Below are 19515 nucleotides of genomic sequence, written 5' to 3' on the forward strand. Positions count from 1 at the left end.
TGGCGATTAAATACACCATTATCATGCCTTCAGCCACCACAACAAGGGAAGACCCATATAAATACAGTTATTTGGCGCAGCATTACTCAAGGAAGAGTAACCATGCAGCAAGAGCCTGATGCTGAAGCATTCGGGCTTTTGCTGCGTTTAGGGAAGGAACTATGGATGAGTCATGCGATAGAGTTTATCGAAACATCACTCTTTACCCGACAGATTAAAAGCATTGCTACGGATGATGAATTAAAGGATCTGCAAAAGGAACTTATTGCCTGGCCTGATAAAGGTGACCTGATCCAGCAGACGGGGGGGTTACGTAAAATAAGGATGGCGGCAGGCTCAAAGGGAAAGAGAGGGGGGATCAGAGTGATTTACTTTCTTGCCACAGAGGAGGTGATCTATTTCATTATGGCCTATCCAAAATGCATAAAGGACAGCCTGACAGAGACAGAGAAAGCAGAACTTAAAAAGCTGACTTCCATTCTGAAAAATACTGCTTCCAGTGCCGTAAATTTGAGGTGTACTATGTACCCTAATCAGGCAGGTGGAGGCTGATAATGAGTATTTTTAATGAATTAAAATCTTCGCTTGAAGAGGCCGTTGAGATCCATAACGGAAGAAAAGCCGCTTCCCGGGTAACCCGCTATGAAGTTGCTGATGTGCGCGCCATCAGAGAGCAGCTCAATATCACGCAAAGCGAAATGGCGAAGGCGCTTGGCACGAGCGTCGATACGATAAAGAGCTGGGAGTCTAAACGTCGCAACCCAACCGGGCTGGCGGCGAAGGTACTTAATGTGATTCGGGAGAATCCTGCATTTTATAAGGCACTTGCCGGGCAGTGAGTCGCCCTTATGCCGGGTGGCGCTGCGCTTACCCGGCCTACAAAACTCCAAAACTGCTTTACCGTAGGCCTGATAAGCGAAGCGCCATCAGGCTCTCCCTCCGTTGACACAACTTTAATGATAATTATTTTCATTTAAATATAGCCTGTGCTATACCTTATAGCACAGGCTAATTTTGCTTTGATTTTAATCACCTCAGGAGACTTCTGCGATGCATCCACGGCAAGGATTGAAGCGTCTGTTGCTCGGCGCGCTGCTCATGACCGCGACCACCACGGGCGCGCTGGCGGCTGAAAAGTTCCAGGTCATCACCACTTTTACCGTTATCGCTGATATGGCGAAAAACGTGGCGGGGGATGCCGCAGAGGTCACCTCCATCACCAAACCGGGCGCGGAAATTCACGAATACCAGCCCACCCCGGGCGATATCAAACGCGCACAGAAGGCACAGCTGATCCTGGCGAACGGCATGAATCTGGAGCTGTGGTTCCAGCGCTTTTATCAGCATCTGAACGGTGTGCCGGAGGTGATTGTCACCAAAGGCATCACCCCGATGGGCATCAGCGAAGGGCCCTATAACGGCAAGCCCAATCCGCACGCGTGGATGTCGCCGGACAACGCCCTGATTTACGTCGATAACATCCGCGACGCGCTGGTGAAGTACGATCCGGCCAACGCACAGACGTATCAGCGCAACGCTGATGCTTACAAGCAGAAGATCACCGCCACTCTCGAACCGCTGCGCAAGCAGGTCGCGGAGATACCGGAAGACAAACGCTGGATGGTGACCAGCGAAGGGGCTTTTTCCTATCTGGCGCGGGATTTGGGCCTGAAGGAGCTTTACCTGTGGCCGATCAACGCCGATCAGCAGGGCACGCCCCAGCAGGTGCGCAAGGTTATCGATCTGGTGAAAAAACATCACATTCCGGCGGTGTTCAGCGAAAGCACGGTCTCCGATAAGCCCGCCCGTCAGGTGGCGCGTGAAACCGGCGCCCACTATGGCGGCGTGCTGTACGTCGACTCTCTGAGCGCGGAAAACGGCCCGGTGCCAACCTATATCGATCTGCTGAACGTCACCACCCGCACGCTGGTGCAGGGCATCCGCGACGGGATGAAGGAGTAATCATGCAGAAAGGTATTGTTGTAACCGACGTGACCGTGACCTACCGCAACGGCCACACGGCGCTGCGCGACGCGTCGTTCAGCGTGCCGGGCGGATCGATTGCTGCCCTGGTGGGGGTGAACGGTTCCGGCAAGTCCACGCTGTTTAAGGCGGTGATGGGGTTTGTGCGGGCGGCGAGCGGCACTATCTCCATTCTGGGGCTGCCGCCTCACCGGGCGCTGCGTCAGAACCTGGTCGCCTACGTGCCGCAGTCGGAAGAGGTCGACTGGTCGTTTCCGGTGCTCGTCGAGGACGTGGTGATGATGGGCCGCTACGGGCATATGGGGTTTCTGCGTCGTCCCAAAGAATGCGATAAGCAGATCGTCACCGACGCCCTGAAGCGTGTGGATATGCTCGAGCTGCGCCATCGGCAGATTGGCGAGCTGTCCGGCGGGCAGAAGAAGCGCGTGTTTCTGGCCCGTGCGATTGCCCAGCAGGGCGAGGTGATCCTGCTCGACGAGCCGTTTACCGGCGTGGACGTCAAAACCGAAGCCAGGATCATCAGCCTGCTGCGGGAGCTGCGCGACGAGGGTAAAACGATGCTGGTCTCGACCCACAATCTGGGCTCGGTCACGGAATTCTGCGATTACACGGTGATGGTCAAAGGCACCGTGCTGGCGAGCGGCCCGACGGATATCACCTTTACCGCCGAGAATCTTGAGCGCGCCTTCAGCGGCGTGCTGCGCCACGTGGTGCTCAGCGGCTCGGAAGATCGCATTATTACCGACGACGAACGCCCCTTCGTGGCGCACCGACAGGAGGCCAAATGAACGCGCTTCTCGAACCCTTCGGCTACGAGTACATGCTCAACGCGATGTGGGTCTCGGCGATGGTGGGCGGGCTGTGCGCGTTTCTCTCCTGCTATTTGATGCTTAAAGGCTGGTCGCTGATCGGCGATGCGCTGTCGCACTCCATCGTGCCCGGCGTGGCGGGCGCCTACATGCTCGGGCTGCCGTTCTCGCTGGGGGCGTTTTTATCGGGCGGGCTGGCGGCGGGCAGCATGCTGTTTCTCAACCAGCGCAGCCGCCTGAAGGAGGACGCCATTATCGGGCTGATCTTCTCCTCGTTTTTCGGGCTGGGGCTGTTTATGGTCTCGCTCAACCCGACTTCGGTGAACATTCAGACCATCGTCCTCGGCAATATTCTGGCTATCGCCCCGGAAGATATCGTCCAGCTGGCGATTATCGGCGTGGTGTCGATAGTTATCCTGCTGTTCAAATGGAAAGATCTGATGGTGACCTTTTTTGATGAGAACCACGCCCGCGCCATCGGCCTGCGTCCTGAACGCCTGAAAATTCTCTTCTTCACGCTGCTGGCGGTCTCTACCGTGGCGGCGCTGCAAACCGTCGGCGCGTTTCTGGTGATCTGTCTGGTGGTCACGCCCGGCGCGACCGCGTGGCTGCTGACCGACCGCTTCCCGCGCCTGCTGATGATTGCCGTCGCCATTGGCAGCATCACCAGCTTCCTCGGCGCATGGGCCAGCTATTACCTGGACGGCGCCACCGGCGGCATTATCGTGGTCGCCCAGACGCTGCTGTTCCTGCTGGCGTTCGTCTTTGCGCCGAAGCACGGACTGCTTGCCAGCCGTCGTCGGGCGCGGGAGGCACACCCATGATGACGCTGCTCCTCGAACCCTTCCAGTTTGCGTTTATGAACAACGCGCTGCTGATTTCACTCCTGGTGGCCGTGCCCTGCGCGCTGCTGTCGGTTTTTCTGGTGCTGAAAGGCTGGGCGTTGATGGGCGACGCCATGAGCCACGCGGTGTTTCCCGGCGTCGTGCTGGCCTGGATGATGGGCCTGCCGCTGGCGCTGGGCGCGTTCGTGGCCGGTCTGTTCTGCGCGGTCGCCACCGGATACCTGAAGGATAACAGCCGCATCAAACAGGATACGGTCATGGGGATCGTCTTTTCCGGCATGTTCGGCGCCGGGCTGATCCTCTATATCGCTGTCAAACCTGAGGTGCATCTCGACCACATTCTGTTTGGCGATATGCTGGGTATTAACGGGATGGACATTCTGCAAAGCGGTCTCGTCGCGGGGATGATTGCGCTGGTGATTGGCCTGAAGTGGCGCGATTTTCTGCTGTTCTGCTTTGACTATCAGCAGGCGCAGGCGAGTGGCCTGCGCACCCGCTGGCTGCACTACGGCTTACTGTGCATGGTTTCGCTGACCATCGTCGCGACGCTGAAAGCGGTGGGGATCATTCTGTCGATTTCCCTGCTGATTGCCCCCGGCGCGGTGGCGGTGCTGATTACCCGACGCTTTCACATGGCGCTGCTGGTGGCGGTCGCCGTTTCAGCGCTGGTGTCGGTAAGCGGCGTTTATGCCTCGTTTTATCTCGACAGCGCGCCTGCGCCGACCATTGTGGTCCTGTTCGCGATGGTGTTTATCGTGACGTTTGTGGTGACCAGCGTGAAGGCTCGTCGCCAGGAGCGTGTGACAGCAGAGTGATGACCTGTTCGCCGTGCTGCTGCCAGTGCAGGGGGAAGGCGGTGCCTTCCTCAAAGCCTGCCAGTTGACGGGTCAACGCCAGCGTGAGCGTCTTGTCGTCGAGCTTGGTAACGCGGGCGCAGTCAAAACCCATCCAGGCCTGTACCTGCGGAAAGAGGGCCTTAAACAGGCTCTCTTTGGCGCTGAAGACCAGCGTCAGGGCGAGGGCGAACGGGTATCCCAGGCGGGAAAGCACAGGTTCTTCCTGTGTATCAATGATGCCGTCTTTGATTTCCCTGGCTTCGTTTTCGGAGAGGATCGTTTCACAATCGATGCCGATAAGCACCGGGTATTGCGTGACGACGGCTATCGCCTGCGTGCCGCTGTGGGTGATGCTGCCGGAAATATCTTGCGGCCAGAGCGGTTCCCCGCTGGGGCCGATGGCGGGCATGGTGTAGTCAGGTAAGGCGTGCGCGGCGGCGATGCGGCCTGCGAGGTGGTCGGCCTTGCGTTTGCGTCCGGCGTTAGCCAACTGGGCGTGGTGGGGGAGCCAGAGGAGATCGGCGTCCGTAAAGGTGGTGGGGTCGAAGGTGATGCGGTGGAGGGTGTGGCCAGCGAGAGAAAATGTGCTGTGGGTGGTGTGCATGGCTTTTCCTTCAGTATTGTGCGGCCTGATGCCCTCACCCCGGCCCTCTCCCAAAGGGAGAGGGAGCAAACACTAAAAACGGCAACGGGGTTGCCGTTTTGCTTTTACCTCGCCCTCACCCCGGCCCTCTCCCACAGGGAGAGGGGGAAGTCACTGCCTGTATCAGAACCTCGTAATTACGCTCATGTACCAGGTGCGACCCGGTTCATTATACGTATACGCACCCGCGCCGTACATATACGCACCCGTCGTGGTATTACCCGTGGTCTGGGCGTTACCCGCGCGCCACTGGCGCTTGTCGAAGACGTTGTCCACGCCGCCGGTCAGGCTGACGTTTTTGGTCACGTCCCAGGTCGCGCTCAGGCCAACGATGCTGTAGGGGCTGACTTCGTCTTTCTCAGACCCGGTCACCGGCTGACCTTTGTAGTTGTACTTCTTCGGCTGCTGCTTGCCGTACCAGGTGAAGGTCGACTGCAATGAGACATCCTGACGTACCTGCCAGCTCAAGGTAGAGTTCAGCGTATACTCCGGGATGATCGACAGACGATCGCCGGTCTCCTTGTTCTTACTTTGCAGCATGTAGGTGATGTTGTTGGTCCAGTTGATGGTGCCGCTGACCGGCACGTTCAGGGAGCCTTCCAGACCTTCCACTACCGCCTTCGGCACGTTTTCCCACTGGTAGATGTCGGTGGTGACTTTGCCGGTGGACGTCTGGCCAATCGGCGCGTAGCCTGCTTCAATCTTGTTGCGATAGTCGTTGCGGAACCAGGTCACGCCAGCCAGCCAGCCGTCGCGTTTCCACTCCAGGCCAATCTCTTTGTTGATACTGGTTTCCGCTTTCAGATCGTCGTTACCCATCATGTAGCAGCCCACGCCGTCGGAGCTGGCGTAGCAGCCCTGGCCTTTACTGTACAGCAGGTAGTTCGGGTTGGTCTGATACAGGCTTGGCGCTTTATAGGCGCGCGCGATGCCCATCTTCAGGGTGAAGTCATCCCCCAGACCTTGCGACAGGTTCAGGGACGGGCTCCAGTTATTACCCACAATAGTATGGTGGTCGAAGCGCAGGGCAGGGGTCAGCATGGTGCTGTCGGTCAGCTCCATGTTGTTTTCGGCAAACAGGGAGAAGGTCTCCGCTGACGTGTACGGGCTACGATCTTCGCTCATGCCCGGGATGGTGCCCCCCTGCTGGGTTTGTGTAAAGGAGGTTGAGTCCTTCATGCGCTGCTGGTTCCACTCGGTGCCGAGCGTCAGGTTCTGGTTCACAATGAAATCAAATGGCAGGTTGATTTCGCTGTGCAGCATCACGTCGGCCAGATCGGTATCGGTGAATTTATTGCTGTTGAACAGGCCTTCCAGACCGCCTGCCAGCCCTTCACCCAGACGAGAGTTGCGGGTGTGCTCGTACTGCGCCCAGTTGCTGGTGGTGATGCCGTTATCCCAGCCGCCGTTCCAGGTCACGGCGAAGTTCTGACGATAGATACGGTTAGTCTCTTTACCGTAGTTCTTCTTCACCAGCGCGTTGTCGTTGTTGGTGTTCTGCGTGTCGCCCGCATACAGGTTGTTCTGGCGGCTGTAGCCCGCTTCAAACTCCAGCGACTGCATCGGCGCGAAGTCCCAGCGCACCACGCCGTTGATGTCTTTATTTTCCACACCTTCACGGCCTGCGGGCAGGGTGTTGGCGTAAGCGCCCGTGCGGTCAGACTGGTGACCCTGGTTGATATCCCACGCGTCGGCCTGGGTTTTATCCAGGTTACCGTACATGCGGAAGCTGAAATCCCCGCCCAGCGGGCCGCTCAGGCTGAAGTTGGTGCGTTTGGTGGAACCTTCGTCTTTATGCTCTGGCGCGTTCAGGTAGGTGTTCCAGGAGCCGTGCCACTGGTCGTCAAATTTTTTGGTGATGATGTTCACCACGCCGCCCGCCGCACCATTACCGTAGCGGGCAGCAGCCGGGCCACGGATCACTTCGATGCGCTCGATCATCTCCGGCGGGACCCAGCCGGTATCGCCGCGGGTATCACGCTCGCCGCGCCAGCCCAGACGGATGGAGTTGCGGCTGGTAACCGGCTTGCCGTCGATCAGGATCAGGGTGTTTTCCGGGCCCATGCCGCGAATGTCAATCTGACGGTTGTTCCCGCGCTGGCCGCTGGTGGAGTTGCCGGTCAGGTTAACGCCCGGCATGGTGCGGATGATTTCCGCCACGTCGCGCGCTGGCGGGTTTTTGCGGATCTCATCGGCGGTGATGGTCGACACGCCCGGCGCCTGCAAATTCTGCTCGGCGGCGGTGATCACCATGGTGTCTTCGTTCTGCGCGGAGGCGGTGTTATCGTCTGCCATGGCGGGCAGCGCGACACCATAAATCCCTAAATTGACCAGCAAGGCCAGAGAGTGAATCTTCTTATTCATTGTACGTCCCGCTTTTATGGTTATTTAATGCGCGCGCTTCCCACAGCGCGGGCATTACGCTATTGCAAATGCAAATAGTTATCAATAATATTATCAATAAAATTTGCTCTGAAACAAAAAAGACTGTTAAACATGGGGTTATAAGGGTGACGGCGTTAACAACCGGAAGTGAAGCGTGGTGGCAGGCGAAAAACGGGCCGGAACGGGAACGTCATCAGGAAAACTATCGCGTGACATTCTGGTGGCGGGACCCGGCGGGAACGCAGAAAAGCTCGACGGTGAAACGCGTCTGGCTCTACGTCACCGGCGTGACCGATCACCATCAAAATGCCCGTCCGCAATCCCTTGAACGTATCCCGGATACTGACGTCTGGCAGTGGCAGGGCGAGTTCAGCCCCGAATGGCGCGGCAGCTACTGTTTTATCCCCTCCGATAACGAAAACGATTTTGCCGATGCAGTGTTTGAAGGCGAGCAGCCGGACCGCATGGCGCTGCGCGAAGGCTGGCGTAAACTGTTGCCGCACGCGGTGTCCGACCCGCTGAATCCGCAGAGCTGGCGCGGCGGGCGCGGGCACGCCGTCTCGGCGCTGGAGATGCCGGAGGCGCCCGTACAGCCCGGCTGGAACCATCCCGATACCCCTTACAATAAGCCTGTCTGTATTGATTGGCACAGCGCGCGTCTGAAGAACCGTCGCCGCGTGTGGATTTTTACCACCGGGGATGAAAGCCCCGAGCGCCCGCTGGCGGTGCTCCTTGACGGGCAGTTCTGGGCCGAAAGCATGCCCGTCTGGCCTGCTCTGGCGTCGCTCACCCATGAAGGCAAACTGCCGCCTGCGGTTTATATCTTAATTGACGTCATTGACACCGCACACCGCAGCCGCGAGCTGCCGTGCAACCCTGATTTCTGGCTGGCGGTGCAGGAAGAACTTCTCCCGCAAGTGAAAAGCATGGCTCCGTTCAGCGACCGCGCCGACCATACCGTGGTGGCGGGTCAGAGCTTCGGCGGACTCTCTTCCCTCTATGCGGGCCTCAACTGGCCGCAGCGTTTTGGCTGCATCCTCAGCCAGTCCGGATCCTACTGGTGGCCGCACCGCGGCGCGCAGCAGGACGGGCTGCTCATCGAACAACTCAAAGCGGGTGAAAAAACCGCTCGCGGGCTACGCATCGTCCTTGAGGCCGGGCGCAACGAGCCGCTTATTTTGCGCGCAAACCAGGCGATCTTCGCCGAACTACACACTCAGCAACCGGTTTTCTGGCGTCAGGTTGACGGCGGACACGATGCGCTTTGCTGGCGCGGTGGGCTGACGCAGGGGCTGATGACCCTCTGGCAGCCGCTTATTCAATAACGGAGTCTGTATGGAATTCAGCAATCCTTTCGATAATCCGCAGGGACAGTTCGCCATTTTGCAAAATGACCAGGGGCAGTACAGCCTGTGGCCGCAGCAGTGCGAGTTGCCCGCGGGCTGGCGCGTGGTCTGCGAACCGCAATCTCAGGAGGCGTGCCAGCAGTGGCTGGCGGAACAGTGGCAGACGCTTGAGCCGTTTTATTTTGCGGGGGAGCGCGCATGAACCGTCTCCCTCTTGTCGCCGCCCAGCCGGGGATTTGGATGGCAGAGCAGCTTTCCTCCCTGCCAAACGCCTGGAGCGTCGCGCACTATACCGAGCTGAAAGGCGCTATCGATGCGCCATTGCTGGCAAAAGCCATCGCTGAAGGCATGATGCAGGCCGACACCCTGCGGATGCGTTTTGCCGAAGATAACGGTGAGGTGTGGCAGTGGATCGATGAGGCCATGCTCCTGCCGGAGCCGTCCATCGTGCGCGTTGACTCCCACGACGCCGCCGTGGCGCTGATGGAGGCCGATCTCAACCAGAACCTGCGCGTCGACAGCGGTCAGCCGCTGGCGTTTCACCAGCTGATCCTGGTGGAAGAAAGCCACTGGTACTGGTATCAGCGGTATCATCATCTGGTGGTAGATGGCTTCAGTTTCCCGGCCATTACGCGTCAGATCGCCGCCATTTACGCTGCGTGGCAGAAAGGGGAACCCGCGCCCGCCTCCCCGTTTACCCCGTTCGCCGAGGTGGTGGAGGAGTATCAGCGCTATCGCGACAGTGAGGCGTATCAGCGCGACGGTGCTTTCTGGGCCGAACAGCGCCAACAGCTTCCTTCTCCGGTCTCGCTCTCTTCCGCGCCCCTGCCTGGACACGCCGCCACCACCGACATCCTGCGCCTGAAAATGGCGATGGACGGACGTGCTTTCAGCCAGCTTGCACAGATGGCAGGCCAGGCGCAGCGTACCGATCTGGCGCTTGCGCTGGTGGTGCTGTGGCTGGGCCGCCTGACCGGACGGCTGGACTACGCCGCCGGGTTTATCTTTATGCGCCGCATGGGCTCCGCCGCGCTGACCGCGACCGGACCGGTGCTCAACGTCCTGCCGCTGGCGGTGAATATTCGCCCGCACGAGAGCCTGCCGGAACTGGCGCTGCGCCTGGCGAACCAGCTGAAAAAGATGCGTCGCCATCAGCGTTACGACGCCGAGCAGATCGTGCGCGACAGCGGACGTGCCGCAGGCGATGAAGCCCTGTTTGGTCCGGTGCTGAACGTCAAGGTGTTCGATTATCAGCTGGATATCGACGGCGTGGAGGCCATTACCCACACGCTGGCGACCGGCCCGGTGAACGATCTGGAGCTTGCGCTGTTCCCGGACGAGCAGGGCGGACTGAGCATTGAGATCCTCGCCAACGGGCAGCGTTACGACGAGGCGACGCTAAAGGGTCACGCGGCGCGGCTGAACGCAATGCTGACGCAGTTTGCCGCCAACCCGGACCTGCGCTGTGGCGACGTGGACACCGTATCAGAGCAGGAATACGCCCGGCTGGCGCGCATCAACGATACCGGGCTGGCGCTGCCGTCCACCACGCTGGCGGATCTGGTCGCGGAGCAGGCGAGCAAAACGCCGGACGCCCCCGCGCTGGCGGATGCCCATACTGAACTGAACTACCGCCAGATGCGCGAGCAGGTGGTCGCGCTGGCAAACCTGCTGCGCGCGCGCGGCGTGAAGCCGGGCGACAGCGTGGCGGTGGCGCTTCCGCGCTCGGTATTCCTGACGTTAGCCTTGCACGGCATTGTGGAGGCGGGCGCCGCGTGGCTGCCGCTCGACACCGGCTACCCGGACGATCGCCTGCGGATGATGCTCGAGGACGCGAAGCCGTCCCTGCTCATTACCACCGACGAGCAGCTTCCGCGCTTTAGCGATCTGCCGATCGCCACCTTTAGTTACAACACACTATTACCGGCCACCGGTGCTGAACCTCTGCGCCTGGCGAAGCCGGAGCAAACCGCGTACATCATCTTTACCTCCGGTTCGACGGGACGTCCAAAAGGGGTGATGGTCGGCCATACCGCCATCGTTAACCGCCTGAAGTGGATGCAGGATCATTATCCACTGACGGCGCATGACGTGGTGGCGCAGAAAACCCCGTGCAGCTTTGACGTGTCGGTGTGGGAGTTCTGGTGGCCGTTTATCGCCGGGGCGAAGCTGGTGATGGCCGAGCCGGACGCGCACCGCGATCCGCAGGCGATGCAGAGCTTCTTCGCAGAATATGGCGTAACCACCACCCACTTCGTGCCGTCGATGCTGGCGGCGTTCGTCGCCTCACTGACGCCGGAAAACGCCCACTGTTGCAGGACGCTGAAGCTGGTGTTCTGTAGCGGCGAGGCGTTGCCGACTGCGCTGTGCCGCGAGTGGGAACAGCTCACCCATGCGCCGCTGCACAACCTCTATGGCCCGACCGAAGCAGCGGTGGACGTCAGCTGGTATCCGGCGTACGGCCCCGAGCTGGCGGCGGTGGAGGGCAACAGCGTGCCGATCGGTTTCCCGGTATGGAATACGGGGCTGCGCATTCTGGATGCGATGATGCGCCCGGTACCGTTCGGCGTGGCGGGGGATGTGTATCTCACCGGCATCCAGCTGGCGCAGGGGTATCTGGGACGCCCCGACCTTACCGCCAGCCGCTTTATCGCCGACCCGTTCGCGCCGGGCGAGCGGATGTACCGCACCGGTGACGTTGCCCGCTGGCTGGATAACGGCGCGGTGGAATATCTGGGCCGCAGCGACGACCAGCTGAAAATCCGCGGACAGCGCATTGAGCTGGGCGAAATCGACCGGGCGATGCTGTCGCTGCCGGACGTGGCCCAGGCCGTGGCGCACGCCTGCGTGTTCAACCAGGCAGCGGCGACGGGTGGCGATGCCCGACAGCTGGTGGGGTACGTGGTTTCTGAATCTGGCTTACCGCTGGACCGCGACGCGCTGCTTGCATCACTCAAAGCCCAGCTGCCACCGCATATGGTGCCGGTGGTGCTGCTGCAAATCAGCGCGCTGCCGTTAAGCGCCAACGGCAAGCTGGATCGCAAGGCGCTGCCGCTGCCGGAGCTGACCAGCAGAACTTCCGGTCGCGCACCTGAGACGCAAACCGAAGTGGCCGTGGCGCAGGCGTTTTCTTCCCTGCTGGGCTGCGCGGTGAACGATATCGAGGCCGATTTCTTTGCCCTCGGCGGCCACTCGCTGCTGGCGATGCGCCTCGCGGCTCAGCTCAGCCGTGCGTTCAGCCGTAAGGTCACGCCGGGGCAGATTATGGTCGCCTCGACGGTAAGCAAGCTTAGCGCCCTGCTGGACTCGCAGATGAGCGACGAGCAGGCGCAGCGTCTGGGGTATGAAACCCTTCTGCCGCTGCGTGAAAGCAACGGCCCGACGCTGTTCTGCTTCCATCCGGCGTCCGGCTTTGCCTGGCAGTTTAGCGTCCTGGCGCGCTACCTCAGCCCGCGCTGGTCCATCGTCGGCATTCAGTCGCCGCGGCCAAACGGCCCGATGCAGCAGTGCGCGGATCTCGATGGAGTAATCGAACATCATCTGAACACGTTGCGTAAGCAGCAGCCGCAGGGGCCGTATTACCTGTTCGGCTATTCCCTCGGCGGCACGCTGGCGCAGGGCATTGCGGCCCGCCTGCGCGAGCAGGGTGAAGCGGTGGCGTTCCTCGGCCTGCTGGATACCTGGCCGCCGGAAACCCAGAACTGGGCGGAGAAAGAGGCCAACGGCCTCGACCCGGCGGTGCTGGCAGAGATCGAGCGCGAGCGTCAGGCGTTTATCGCCGCCCAGCAGGGGCAGGGCTCCAGCGAGCTGTTTAACGCCATTGAGGGCAACTACGCCGACGCGGTGCGGCTGCTCACCACCGCACACAGCGCGCGCTTTGACGGTAAAGCGACGCTGTTTGTCGCCGAGCGAACGCGAACCCAGGATCCTCAGGCCGCGTGGGCGCCGTGGGTGGGCGAGCTGGAGGTCTACAGCCAGGACTGCGCCCACGTGGATATTATTTCACCGCAGGCGTTTGAGAAAATTGGGCCGGTACTGAAGGAAATTTTAGGATAGTGCAAATGCCCCTCACCCTAACCCTCTCCCACGGGGAGAGGGGATGGTTTGCTCCCTCTCCCTGTGGGAGAGGGCCGGGGTGAGGGCATCAGACCGCACGTTTTCCAAGCGGCACCACCAACGGCGTACCCGCCACCGGATCGTCAATAATCATGCAGCGCATGCCGTAGATCCGCGCGATCAGCTCTGGCGTCACAATCTCCTTCGGCGCGCCCTGCGCCACAATCTCGCCGTCGCGCAGCGCAATCAGATGCGTCGCGTAGCGGCACGCCTGGTTTAAGTCGTGCAACACCGCCGCCAGGGTGTACCCCTGCGTACGGTTCAGCTCGCTCAGCAGCTCCAGCAGGTCAATCTGATGGCTGATATCCAGCCAGGTCGTCGGCTCGTCCAGCAGCATGATCGAGGTTTCCTGCGCCAGCACCATTGCGATCCACGCGCGCTGGCGCTGTCCGCCGGAGAGGGTATCGACGCTTTGCTGGGCCAGCTCGGTGATGCCCGTCGCCTGCATCGCGCGCTTCACGGCCTCGTCGTCCTCCTTGCGCCAGCGGGTAAACAGCGGCTGGTGCGGATAGCGCCCGCGGGAGACCAGCTCCTGCACGGTAATATCCCCCGGCGTGGTGGCGTTTTGCGCCAGCAGACCAATTCGGCGCGCCACCTCTTTGCTGGCGAAGCGCTGGATCTGCTCCCCGTCGAGGAACACGCTGCCCTCAACCGGCGACATCAGGCGGCTCAGCGTGCGCAGCAATGTTGATTTGCCGCAGCCGTTTGGCCCGATAATGGCGGTGAAGTGGCCGTCCGGAATGGCAACGGATAAGTCCCGGGCAATGATTTTTTTGCCGTAGCCGAGGGTCAAGTTTTCGCCGCGCAAGCGGGTGGTTAAATCTGTCATTTCTTGCGTGACTCCTGAACGAGCAAGACGATGAGGTAAATCCCGCCGAGGCTGACGGTCACCACGCCCACCGGCAGTTGATAAGGCGTAAACAGCCGCTGGGCGCAGAGATCGGCGGCCAGCAGTAATACTGCACCGCACAGCGCCGCCTGGGTTAATCCCCAGCGCGCGGTGCCGCTAAGTCGCCGCGCGATATGCGGCGCGACAAGGGCAATAAACGAGATCGGCCCGGCGATGGCGGTAGACGCTGCGGTCAGCAAGACCGCCACCAGCATCAGCATCAGGCGCGAGCGCTCTACGCTCACGCCCAGCGCGCAGGCGCTGTCGTCGCCCATCTCCAGCAGCCGCATGCGCCTGACCAGCAGCAACGCGCCGATAAACATCAGGATAATCAGCGGCGCGGCGGGCCAGGTTTTTACCCACGTCAGACCGTTGAGGGAACCGGCGTACCACAGCCCGGCGGAGAGTGCGGTTTCCAGCGACGCCTGTAGCAGAAGCCAGGTGTTAAACGCCATCAGCATCGCGCGGATGCCGATCCCGATGATGATCAGGCGGAAGGTGTCGATGCCGTTGCGCCAGGCCAGGGCCCAGATAAGCAGGGAGGTGAGAATGCCGCCCGCCATCGCCGTAAAGGTAATGGCCGTGAGATGCTGCCCGAACAGCACCATCGCCACCAGCACGCCGCTCCACGCGCCGGTATTCAGGCCCATCACGTCCGGGCTGCCGAGGGGGTTACGCATCAGCGACTGGAATATCGCGCCGCTGACGCCAAGCGCCGCGCCAACCAGGATCGCCATTGCCACGCGCGGCAGTCGCCATTCGGTGACCACCATGGTGATGTTACGCGGCGCGCTGCCGGTGAGAGCGTGAAAGACCTGCGCGAAATCAAGCGTTACGGCACCGCTTTGCAGACTCCAGACCGCCAGCAGCAGACAGGTGACGACCAGCAGGGCGACGCTGGTGAGTAAACGACGGGACGGGGCCATCATGCGCCACCCCCGCGTCTGCGTCGTACCAGGAAGATCAGCACCGGCGCGCCGATAAAGGCGCTGACCACCGAGACACGCAGTTCGCCCGGCACCAGCAGGCGGCCCAGCACGTCGGCAAACAGCAGCAGGGCAGGGGTCGCCAGCAGCGTTACCGGGAGGGACCAGCGGTGATCCGCCCCCACCAGCCAGCGCGCCATGTGCGGCATCATCAGGCCGATAAAGGCAATCGGGCCGACTACGGCGGTCGCGCTGCCGCACAGCACGGTGATGGCAAGCAGGCCCGTCAGCTGCGTCCGCGCCACGCGGTTGCCGAGGGCGGTCGCGGTGTCACTGCCGAGGCTCAGGCTGTTCAGCGCCCGGCTTAAACAGAGCGCCACGACGGCAGCGACGCTCGCCGGGATCACCACCACTTTTAAGGTTTCAAGGGTACGAATATCCAGCGAACCCGCCTGCCAGAAGCGCAGCTGGTCATACACGTCCGGGTTGAGCAGGGCGATGCCGTTGGACAAGCCTTCCAGTACCGCCGCGAGCGCTACGCCCGCCAGCGTTAAGCGTACCGGGCTGAGCTGTCCGCCGCCCTGGCTGCCGGTAAACGCCACCACCAGCGAGGCGGCCAGCGCGCCGCAGAAGGCCATCACCAGCTGTTCAGACGGAGAGGTGAAACCAAACAGCGCCGCGCCGAGCACAATGGCGAAACTGGCACCAGAGTTCACGCCGAGAATGCCAGGGTCCGCCAGCGGGTTGCGGGTGAGGGTTTGCATCAGGGCACCGGCAAGGCCGAGCGCACCACCGGCCAGCAGGCCGGCAAGGGTGCGGGGCAGGCGAGCGTCGAGCACGATGGTGCAGTCGGCGCTCTGACAGGTACCGGATAGCGCATCGACAATAACGGACGCGGGCAGCGGTTTTGCGCCGACCAGCAGGCTGAGTGCAATCGCAAGGATTAGCAGTAGCAATAAAACGGGCACGGCAAGGGCGCGCACCGCAGAAGAGGAAAACGACATAGCAACATCCATGATTTGATAATGATAGTGATTATCGTTATCTATCTTATTTGGCTATGTTAGCATGTGCGCCCATGGAATGGGTAGAAATAGACTCAAGGCTTTGTCATGAATCAAAAATCCTGGCTGCTTAACCTCAGCCTGCTCAAAACACACCCGGCGTATCGCGCCGTTTTTATCGCTCGCTTTATCTCCATTTTGTCCCTCGGTTTGCTTGGTGTGGCCGTGCCGGTGCAAATCCAGACCATCACTCACTCCAGCTGGCTGGTAGGGTTATCCGTCACCTTAACCGGCGGGGCGATGTTTATCGGCCTGATGGTGGGCGGCGTGCTGGCGGACCGATACGAGCGTAAAAAGCTTATCCTGCTGGCGCGCGGCACCTGCGGGGTGGGCTTTGTCGGGCTGTGTCTGAACGCCATGCTGCCGGAGCCGTCGCTGGTGGCCATTTACGTGCTGGGATTGTGGGACGGCTTTTTTGCTTCGTTAGGCGTGACGGCACTGCTGGCGGCCACGCCCGCGCTGGTCGGGCGCGAGAACCTGATGCAGGCGGGGGCGATCACCATGCTCACCGTACGCCTCGGCTCGGTGATTTCGCCGATGGTCGGCGGTCTGCTGCTGGCGACCGGCAACGTGGCGTGGAACTACGGCCTTGCCGCAGCCGGAACCTTTATCACCACCCTGACGCTGCTGCGTCTGCCGCTCCTGCCACCGCCGCCGCAGCCGCGCGAGCATCCGCTGAAGTCCCTGATGGCCGCGATTCGTTTTCTGTTCAGCAACCCGTTAATTGGCGGCATTGCGCTGCTCGGCGGCCTGCTGACGATGGCGAGCGCCGTGCGCGTGCTGTACCCGGCGCTGGCGGGCGAGTGGCAGATGAGCGCCTCAGAGATTGGCGTGCTGTACGCCGCCATTCCGCTTGGCGCCGCGTGTGGGGCACTGACCAGCGGCAACCTGGCGCAGAGCGCGAGACCGGGGCTGATCATGCTGGTGGCGACGCTGGCCTCGTTTATCGCGATTGGTTTCTTCAGCCTGATGCCGGTGTGGGCGCTGGGGGTGATGTGTCTGGTGATTTTTGGCTGGCTGAGCGCGGTCAGCTCGCTTTTACAGTACACCCTGATCCAGACCCAGACGCCGGAAGGGATGCTCGGGCGCATTAACGGCCTGTGGACCGCGCAGAACGTGACGGGCGATGCAATTGGCGCGGCGATCCTCGGCGGGATGGGGGCGATAATGACCCCGGTGGCGTCGGCGAGCAGCAGCGGGTTTGTGTTAGCGATGGTTGGCGCGATCTTACTGGTGACGTTGGTGGAATTGCGGCGGTTCAGGCAGGAGGTCGCGTTGAACGACGGTGCGGCCTGATGCCCTCACCCCGGCCCTCTCCCACGGGGAGAGGGAGGAAAAATGCCTACTTAAACAACGCATTCAATCTGTCTAACACCAGCATCGCGCTGTAATAATCCAGGCGGAACGTCTCCGTTCCCAGCGCCCAGACGCGCTTGTTCTTCACCGACGGCAGATGCGCCAGCAGCGGATTGGCGTAAATCGCATTCACGTCTTTCTGGTCGCCGGCAAACACGAACAGCCCTTCGCCGTTCAGCCCCGTCGCCAGATTTTCTCCACCCAGCTGAATAATGTCGTGGCGCTTGCCCTGGCTTGTTGAGGTCTGCAAACCGGCAGGCAGGTCCGCCAGCGTAAAGCCCAGCTGGTGCAGCAGCTTGCCCTGCGCGGAGTCTGTCGTCCACAGGTTCGCCGTGTGTGCCGCGGCGGTGTAAACGATGGCGTTCACCGGCTGTGGCGGCAGCTTCATCTGCTGCTTCACCTGGGCGAGCTGTTTATCGAAGGCAGCGATGCGCTCTGCGGCCTGTCTCTCCTGCCCGGTGATCGTCCCCAGCTGGGTCAGCAGTTCCTGCCAGCTTTTGTCGTCGTAATTGATGATAAGCGTCGGCGCGATGGCGGAAAGCTGATCGTAGAGCGCAAGCGCGGAATCCCCGCCGGTGGCGCTGATCAAAATCAGGTCCGGCATCTGGGCCGCGACCGCTTCGGCGCTCGGCTCGCCGATGTACAGCCGGGCAACCTTACGCTGCTTCGCGATATCGCCCCACTGACGTAAAAAGCCCTGCGCATCCGCCACGCGGTTGTTCGGCGTGGTCGCTCCGCTGGCAATGACCGGCGCGTCAATGGCCAGCAGGGAGCCGGTTAAGGTCACGCTGGTGGAGACAATGCGCGTCGGTTTGCTCTCAAGCGTGTGAACGCCGCGGCTGTCGGAGACCTGGCGCGGCCAGTCGTCGGCGGCGGCTGAGGTTAGTCCTAAAACAAAAAGTCCTGTTAAAAGAAGGGCATTGCGGCAAACGGCAGCGATTTTCACAGAGCGGCATCCTGATTTTATTGAAGATAATGCTTCTCATTTTCAGGGCTGTAGGGAAGGGATGCAAGCGTTTGTCGCACAAGTTATTTGCCCGACGGTTGACAGCGGGGCGATGTGGGATTAGGTTAGCCGACGAAAATATAAATGATAATCATTATTGCTTCTTTTATCATTTTAAGGAGGATGATATGGACACGTCCCTGGCTGAGGAAGTTCAGCACACCGCGACTACGCTGCAAGCAGATAGCTTTTTCTTTATGTCGCCTTACCGCAGTTTTACCACGTCCGGCTGTTTTGCCCGTTTTTCTGAACCCGCCGTCGGCGGTGACGATCCGGCGGGTCCCTTTCAGCAGAAATTAGCTCAGGCTTTCCGGAATGCGAAAAACAGCGGCATTGCCCATCCGGTGATGGTAGGGGCGATCCCCTTCGATACCCGCAAACCGTCATCGCTGTTTATTCCGCAACGCTGGCAAACCTTCTCCCGCCCGGCGCGTCAGCAGTCCGCACGCTACGCCTCCGGCGCGCAGACGCTGAACGTGCAACAACGCACCGAGATCCCGCCGCAGCCGATTTTCGAGGAGATGGTGGCCCGCGCCGCGTCGCTCACAGCCACGCCGCAGGTGAATAAGGTGGTGCTGTCGCGCCTGATTGATATTGCCACCGACAAACAGATTGATAGCAGCGCGCTGATGGAGCGTCTTATCGCCCAGAACCCGGCGAGCTTTAACTTCCACGTACCGCTGGAAGACGGCGGCGTGCTGCTGGGCGCCAGCCCGGAACTGCTGCTGCGTAAAGAGGGCGCGCACTTTAGTTCGCTGCCGCTGGCGGGCTCTGCGCGCCGTCAGCCGGACGATGTGCTGGATCGCGAAGCGGGCACTAAGCTGCTGGCCTCCGAAAAAGACCGTCACGAGCACGACCTGGTAACCCAGGCGATGAAAACCATTCTGGAACCGCGCAGCCATCATTTGAGCATGCCGGCTTCCCCGCAGCTCATTACCACCCCAACGCTGTGGCATCTGGCCACGCCGGTTGAGGGTGACGCGCGTGAAAACGAGAACGCCCTGACGCTGGCCTGCCTGCTGCACCCGACCCCGGCCCTGAGCGGTTTCCCGCATCAGGCGGCAAAAGAACTCATTGCCGAGCTGGAGCCCTTCGACCGCGAACTGTTCGGCGGCATTGTTGGCTGGTGCGACAGCGAAGGTAACGGCGAGTGGGTGGTAACTATCCGCTGCGCGCGGCTGCATCAAAATACCGTTCGCCTGTTTGCCGGCGCGGGCATTGTGCCTGCTTCCTCCCCGGTGGGCGAGTGGCGCGAGACGGGCGTGAAGCTCTCCACCATGCTCAACGTGTTTGGTTTGCACTAAGGAATAC

At 61.0% G+C, this 19515-nt stretch carries 17 protein-coding genes; 11 read left to right on the forward strand and 6 right to left on the reverse strand.

Annotated elements, in window-relative coordinates; translation table 11 throughout:
- Window positions 1-165: 165 nt before the first annotated feature.
- The 6 genes from DD597_RS00005 (at window position 166) to DD597_RS00030 (ending at window position 4452) form a co-directional block, all read left to right on the forward strand.
- Entirely contained in the window at window positions 166-552 is a 387-nt protein-coding gene (locus tag DD597_RS00005) for a type II toxin-antitoxin system RelE/ParE family toxin (RefSeq protein ID WP_032610190.1), read from the forward strand.
- Window positions 553-554: 2 nt separating this feature from the next.
- Window positions 555-839 carry a NadS family protein gene (gene nadS / locus DD597_RS00010; protein WP_003858821.1) on the forward strand — a complete coding sequence of 95 codons (285 nt, stop codon included), beginning with the start codon at window positions 555-557 and terminating at the stop codon, window positions 837-839.
- A 211-nt stretch (window positions 840-1050) separates the two neighbouring features.
- Window positions 1051-1962, forward strand: coding sequence for an iron/manganese ABC transporter substrate-binding protein SitA (sitA, locus tag DD597_RS00015; RefSeq protein WP_003858820.1), 912 nt, complete (start codon window positions 1051-1053; stop codon window positions 1960-1962).
- Between the two features lie 2 nt (window positions 1963-1964).
- Window positions 1965-2771 (forward strand): iron/manganese ABC transporter ATP-binding protein SitB, encoded by an 807-nt coding sequence (sitB, locus tag DD597_RS00020; RefSeq protein ID WP_022650559.1) that lies wholly within the window; start codon window positions 1965-1967, stop codon window positions 2769-2771.
- Window positions 2768-3616, forward strand: a complete 849-nt coding sequence (gene sitC / locus DD597_RS00025) for an iron/manganese ABC transporter permease subunit SitC (RefSeq protein WP_022647369.1) — start codon at window positions 2768-2770, stop codon at window positions 3614-3616. Before sitB ends, sitC begins: the two co-directional genes overlap by 4 nt.
- On the forward strand, window positions 3613-4452 hold the full coding sequence (locus tag DD597_RS00030; protein ID WP_003858815.1) for a metal ABC transporter permease: 840 nt from the start codon (window positions 3613-3615) through the stop codon (window positions 4450-4452). The genes sitC and DD597_RS00030 overlap by 4 nt, the downstream gene beginning before the upstream one ends.
- Here the strand turns inward: DD597_RS00030 and entD are convergent.
- Entirely contained in the window at window positions 4388-5077 is a 690-nt protein-coding gene (gene entD / locus DD597_RS00035; RefSeq protein WP_023315586.1) for an enterobactin synthase subunit EntD, read from the reverse strand. The two genes, DD597_RS00030 and entD, sit on opposite strands and share 65 nt — an antisense overlap.
- Window positions 5078-5239: 162 nt before the next feature.
- Entirely contained in the window at window positions 5240-7480 is a 2241-nt protein-coding gene (locus tag DD597_RS00040) for a TonB-dependent siderophore receptor (RefSeq protein ID WP_129255847.1), read from the reverse strand.
- Window positions 7481-7626: 146 nt separating this feature from the next.
- Here DD597_RS00040 and fes point away from each other — a divergent pair, with 146 nt between their 5' ends.
- From fes to entF, 3 genes are read left to right on the forward strand one after another with little or no spacing between them, the layout of a single operon-like run.
- Window positions 7627-8826, forward strand: a complete 1200-nt coding sequence (gene fes / locus DD597_RS00045; protein WP_058675299.1) for an enterochelin esterase — start codon at window positions 7627-7629, stop codon at window positions 8824-8826.
- A gap of 10 nt (window positions 8827-8836) precedes the next feature.
- Complete coding sequence (locus DD597_RS00050) at window positions 8837-9049, forward strand: MbtH family NRPS accessory protein (protein WP_003858806.1); 213 nt, start codon at window positions 8837-8839, stop codon at window positions 9047-9049.
- A complete protein-coding gene (gene entF / locus DD597_RS00055; RefSeq protein WP_129255848.1) occupies window positions 9046-12903 on the forward strand; it encodes an enterobactin non-ribosomal peptide synthetase EntF in 3858 nt (1285 codons plus the stop codon). Before DD597_RS00050 ends, entF begins: the two co-directional genes overlap by 4 nt.
- Window positions 12904-12991: 88 nt before the next feature.
- Here the strand turns inward: entF and fepC are convergent, their stop codons facing one another.
- The 3 genes from fepC to fepD are packed head-to-tail and all read right to left on the reverse strand — an operon-like array spanning window position 12992 to window position 15782.
- Entirely contained in the window at window positions 12992-13792 is an 801-nt protein-coding gene (gene fepC / locus DD597_RS00065; RefSeq protein ID WP_022650565.1) for an iron-enterobactin ABC transporter ATP-binding protein, read from the reverse strand.
- Window positions 13789-14778: an iron-enterobactin ABC transporter permease gene (gene fepG / locus DD597_RS00070; RefSeq protein WP_072207487.1), complete on the reverse strand. Its 990-nt coding sequence runs from the start codon at window positions 14776-14778 to the stop codon at window positions 13789-13791. Before fepG ends, fepC begins: the two co-directional genes overlap by 4 nt.
- On the reverse strand, window positions 14778-15782 hold the full coding sequence (gene fepD, locus DD597_RS00075; RefSeq protein ID WP_116290470.1) for a Fe(3+)-siderophore ABC transporter permease: 1005 nt from the start codon (window positions 15780-15782) through the stop codon (window positions 14778-14780). The genes fepG and fepD overlap by 1 nt, the downstream gene beginning before the upstream one ends.
- A gap of 108 nt (window positions 15783-15890) precedes the next feature.
- Between fepD and entS the strand changes: the two genes are divergently transcribed.
- Window positions 15891-17138: an enterobactin transporter EntS gene (gene entS / locus DD597_RS00080; RefSeq protein WP_063158579.1), complete on the forward strand. Its 1248-nt coding sequence runs from the start codon at window positions 15891-15893 to the stop codon at window positions 17136-17138.
- A gap of 46 nt (window positions 17139-17184) precedes the next feature.
- Here entS and fepB read toward each other — a convergent pair whose 3' ends face one another.
- Window positions 17185-18144 carry a Fe2+-enterobactin ABC transporter substrate-binding protein gene (gene fepB / locus DD597_RS00085; protein WP_022650569.1) on the reverse strand — a complete coding sequence of 320 codons (960 nt, stop codon included), beginning with the start codon at window positions 18142-18144 and terminating at the stop codon, window positions 17185-17187.
- A gap of 188 nt (window positions 18145-18332) precedes the next feature.
- Between fepB and entC the strand changes: the two genes are divergently transcribed.
- Window positions 18333-19508, forward strand: coding sequence for an isochorismate synthase EntC (entC, locus tag DD597_RS00090; RefSeq protein ID WP_023324292.1), 1176 nt, complete (start codon window positions 18333-18335; stop codon window positions 19506-19508).
- The last annotated feature ends 7 nt before the right edge of the window (window positions 19509-19515 follow it).

Origin of the sequence: Enterobacter cloacae complex sp. 677-3DZ2D5B, assembly GCF_004136695.1 — a bacterium.
GTDB lineage: Bacteria > Pseudomonadota > Gammaproteobacteria > Enterobacterales > Enterobacteriaceae > Enterobacter > Enterobacter hormaechei_C.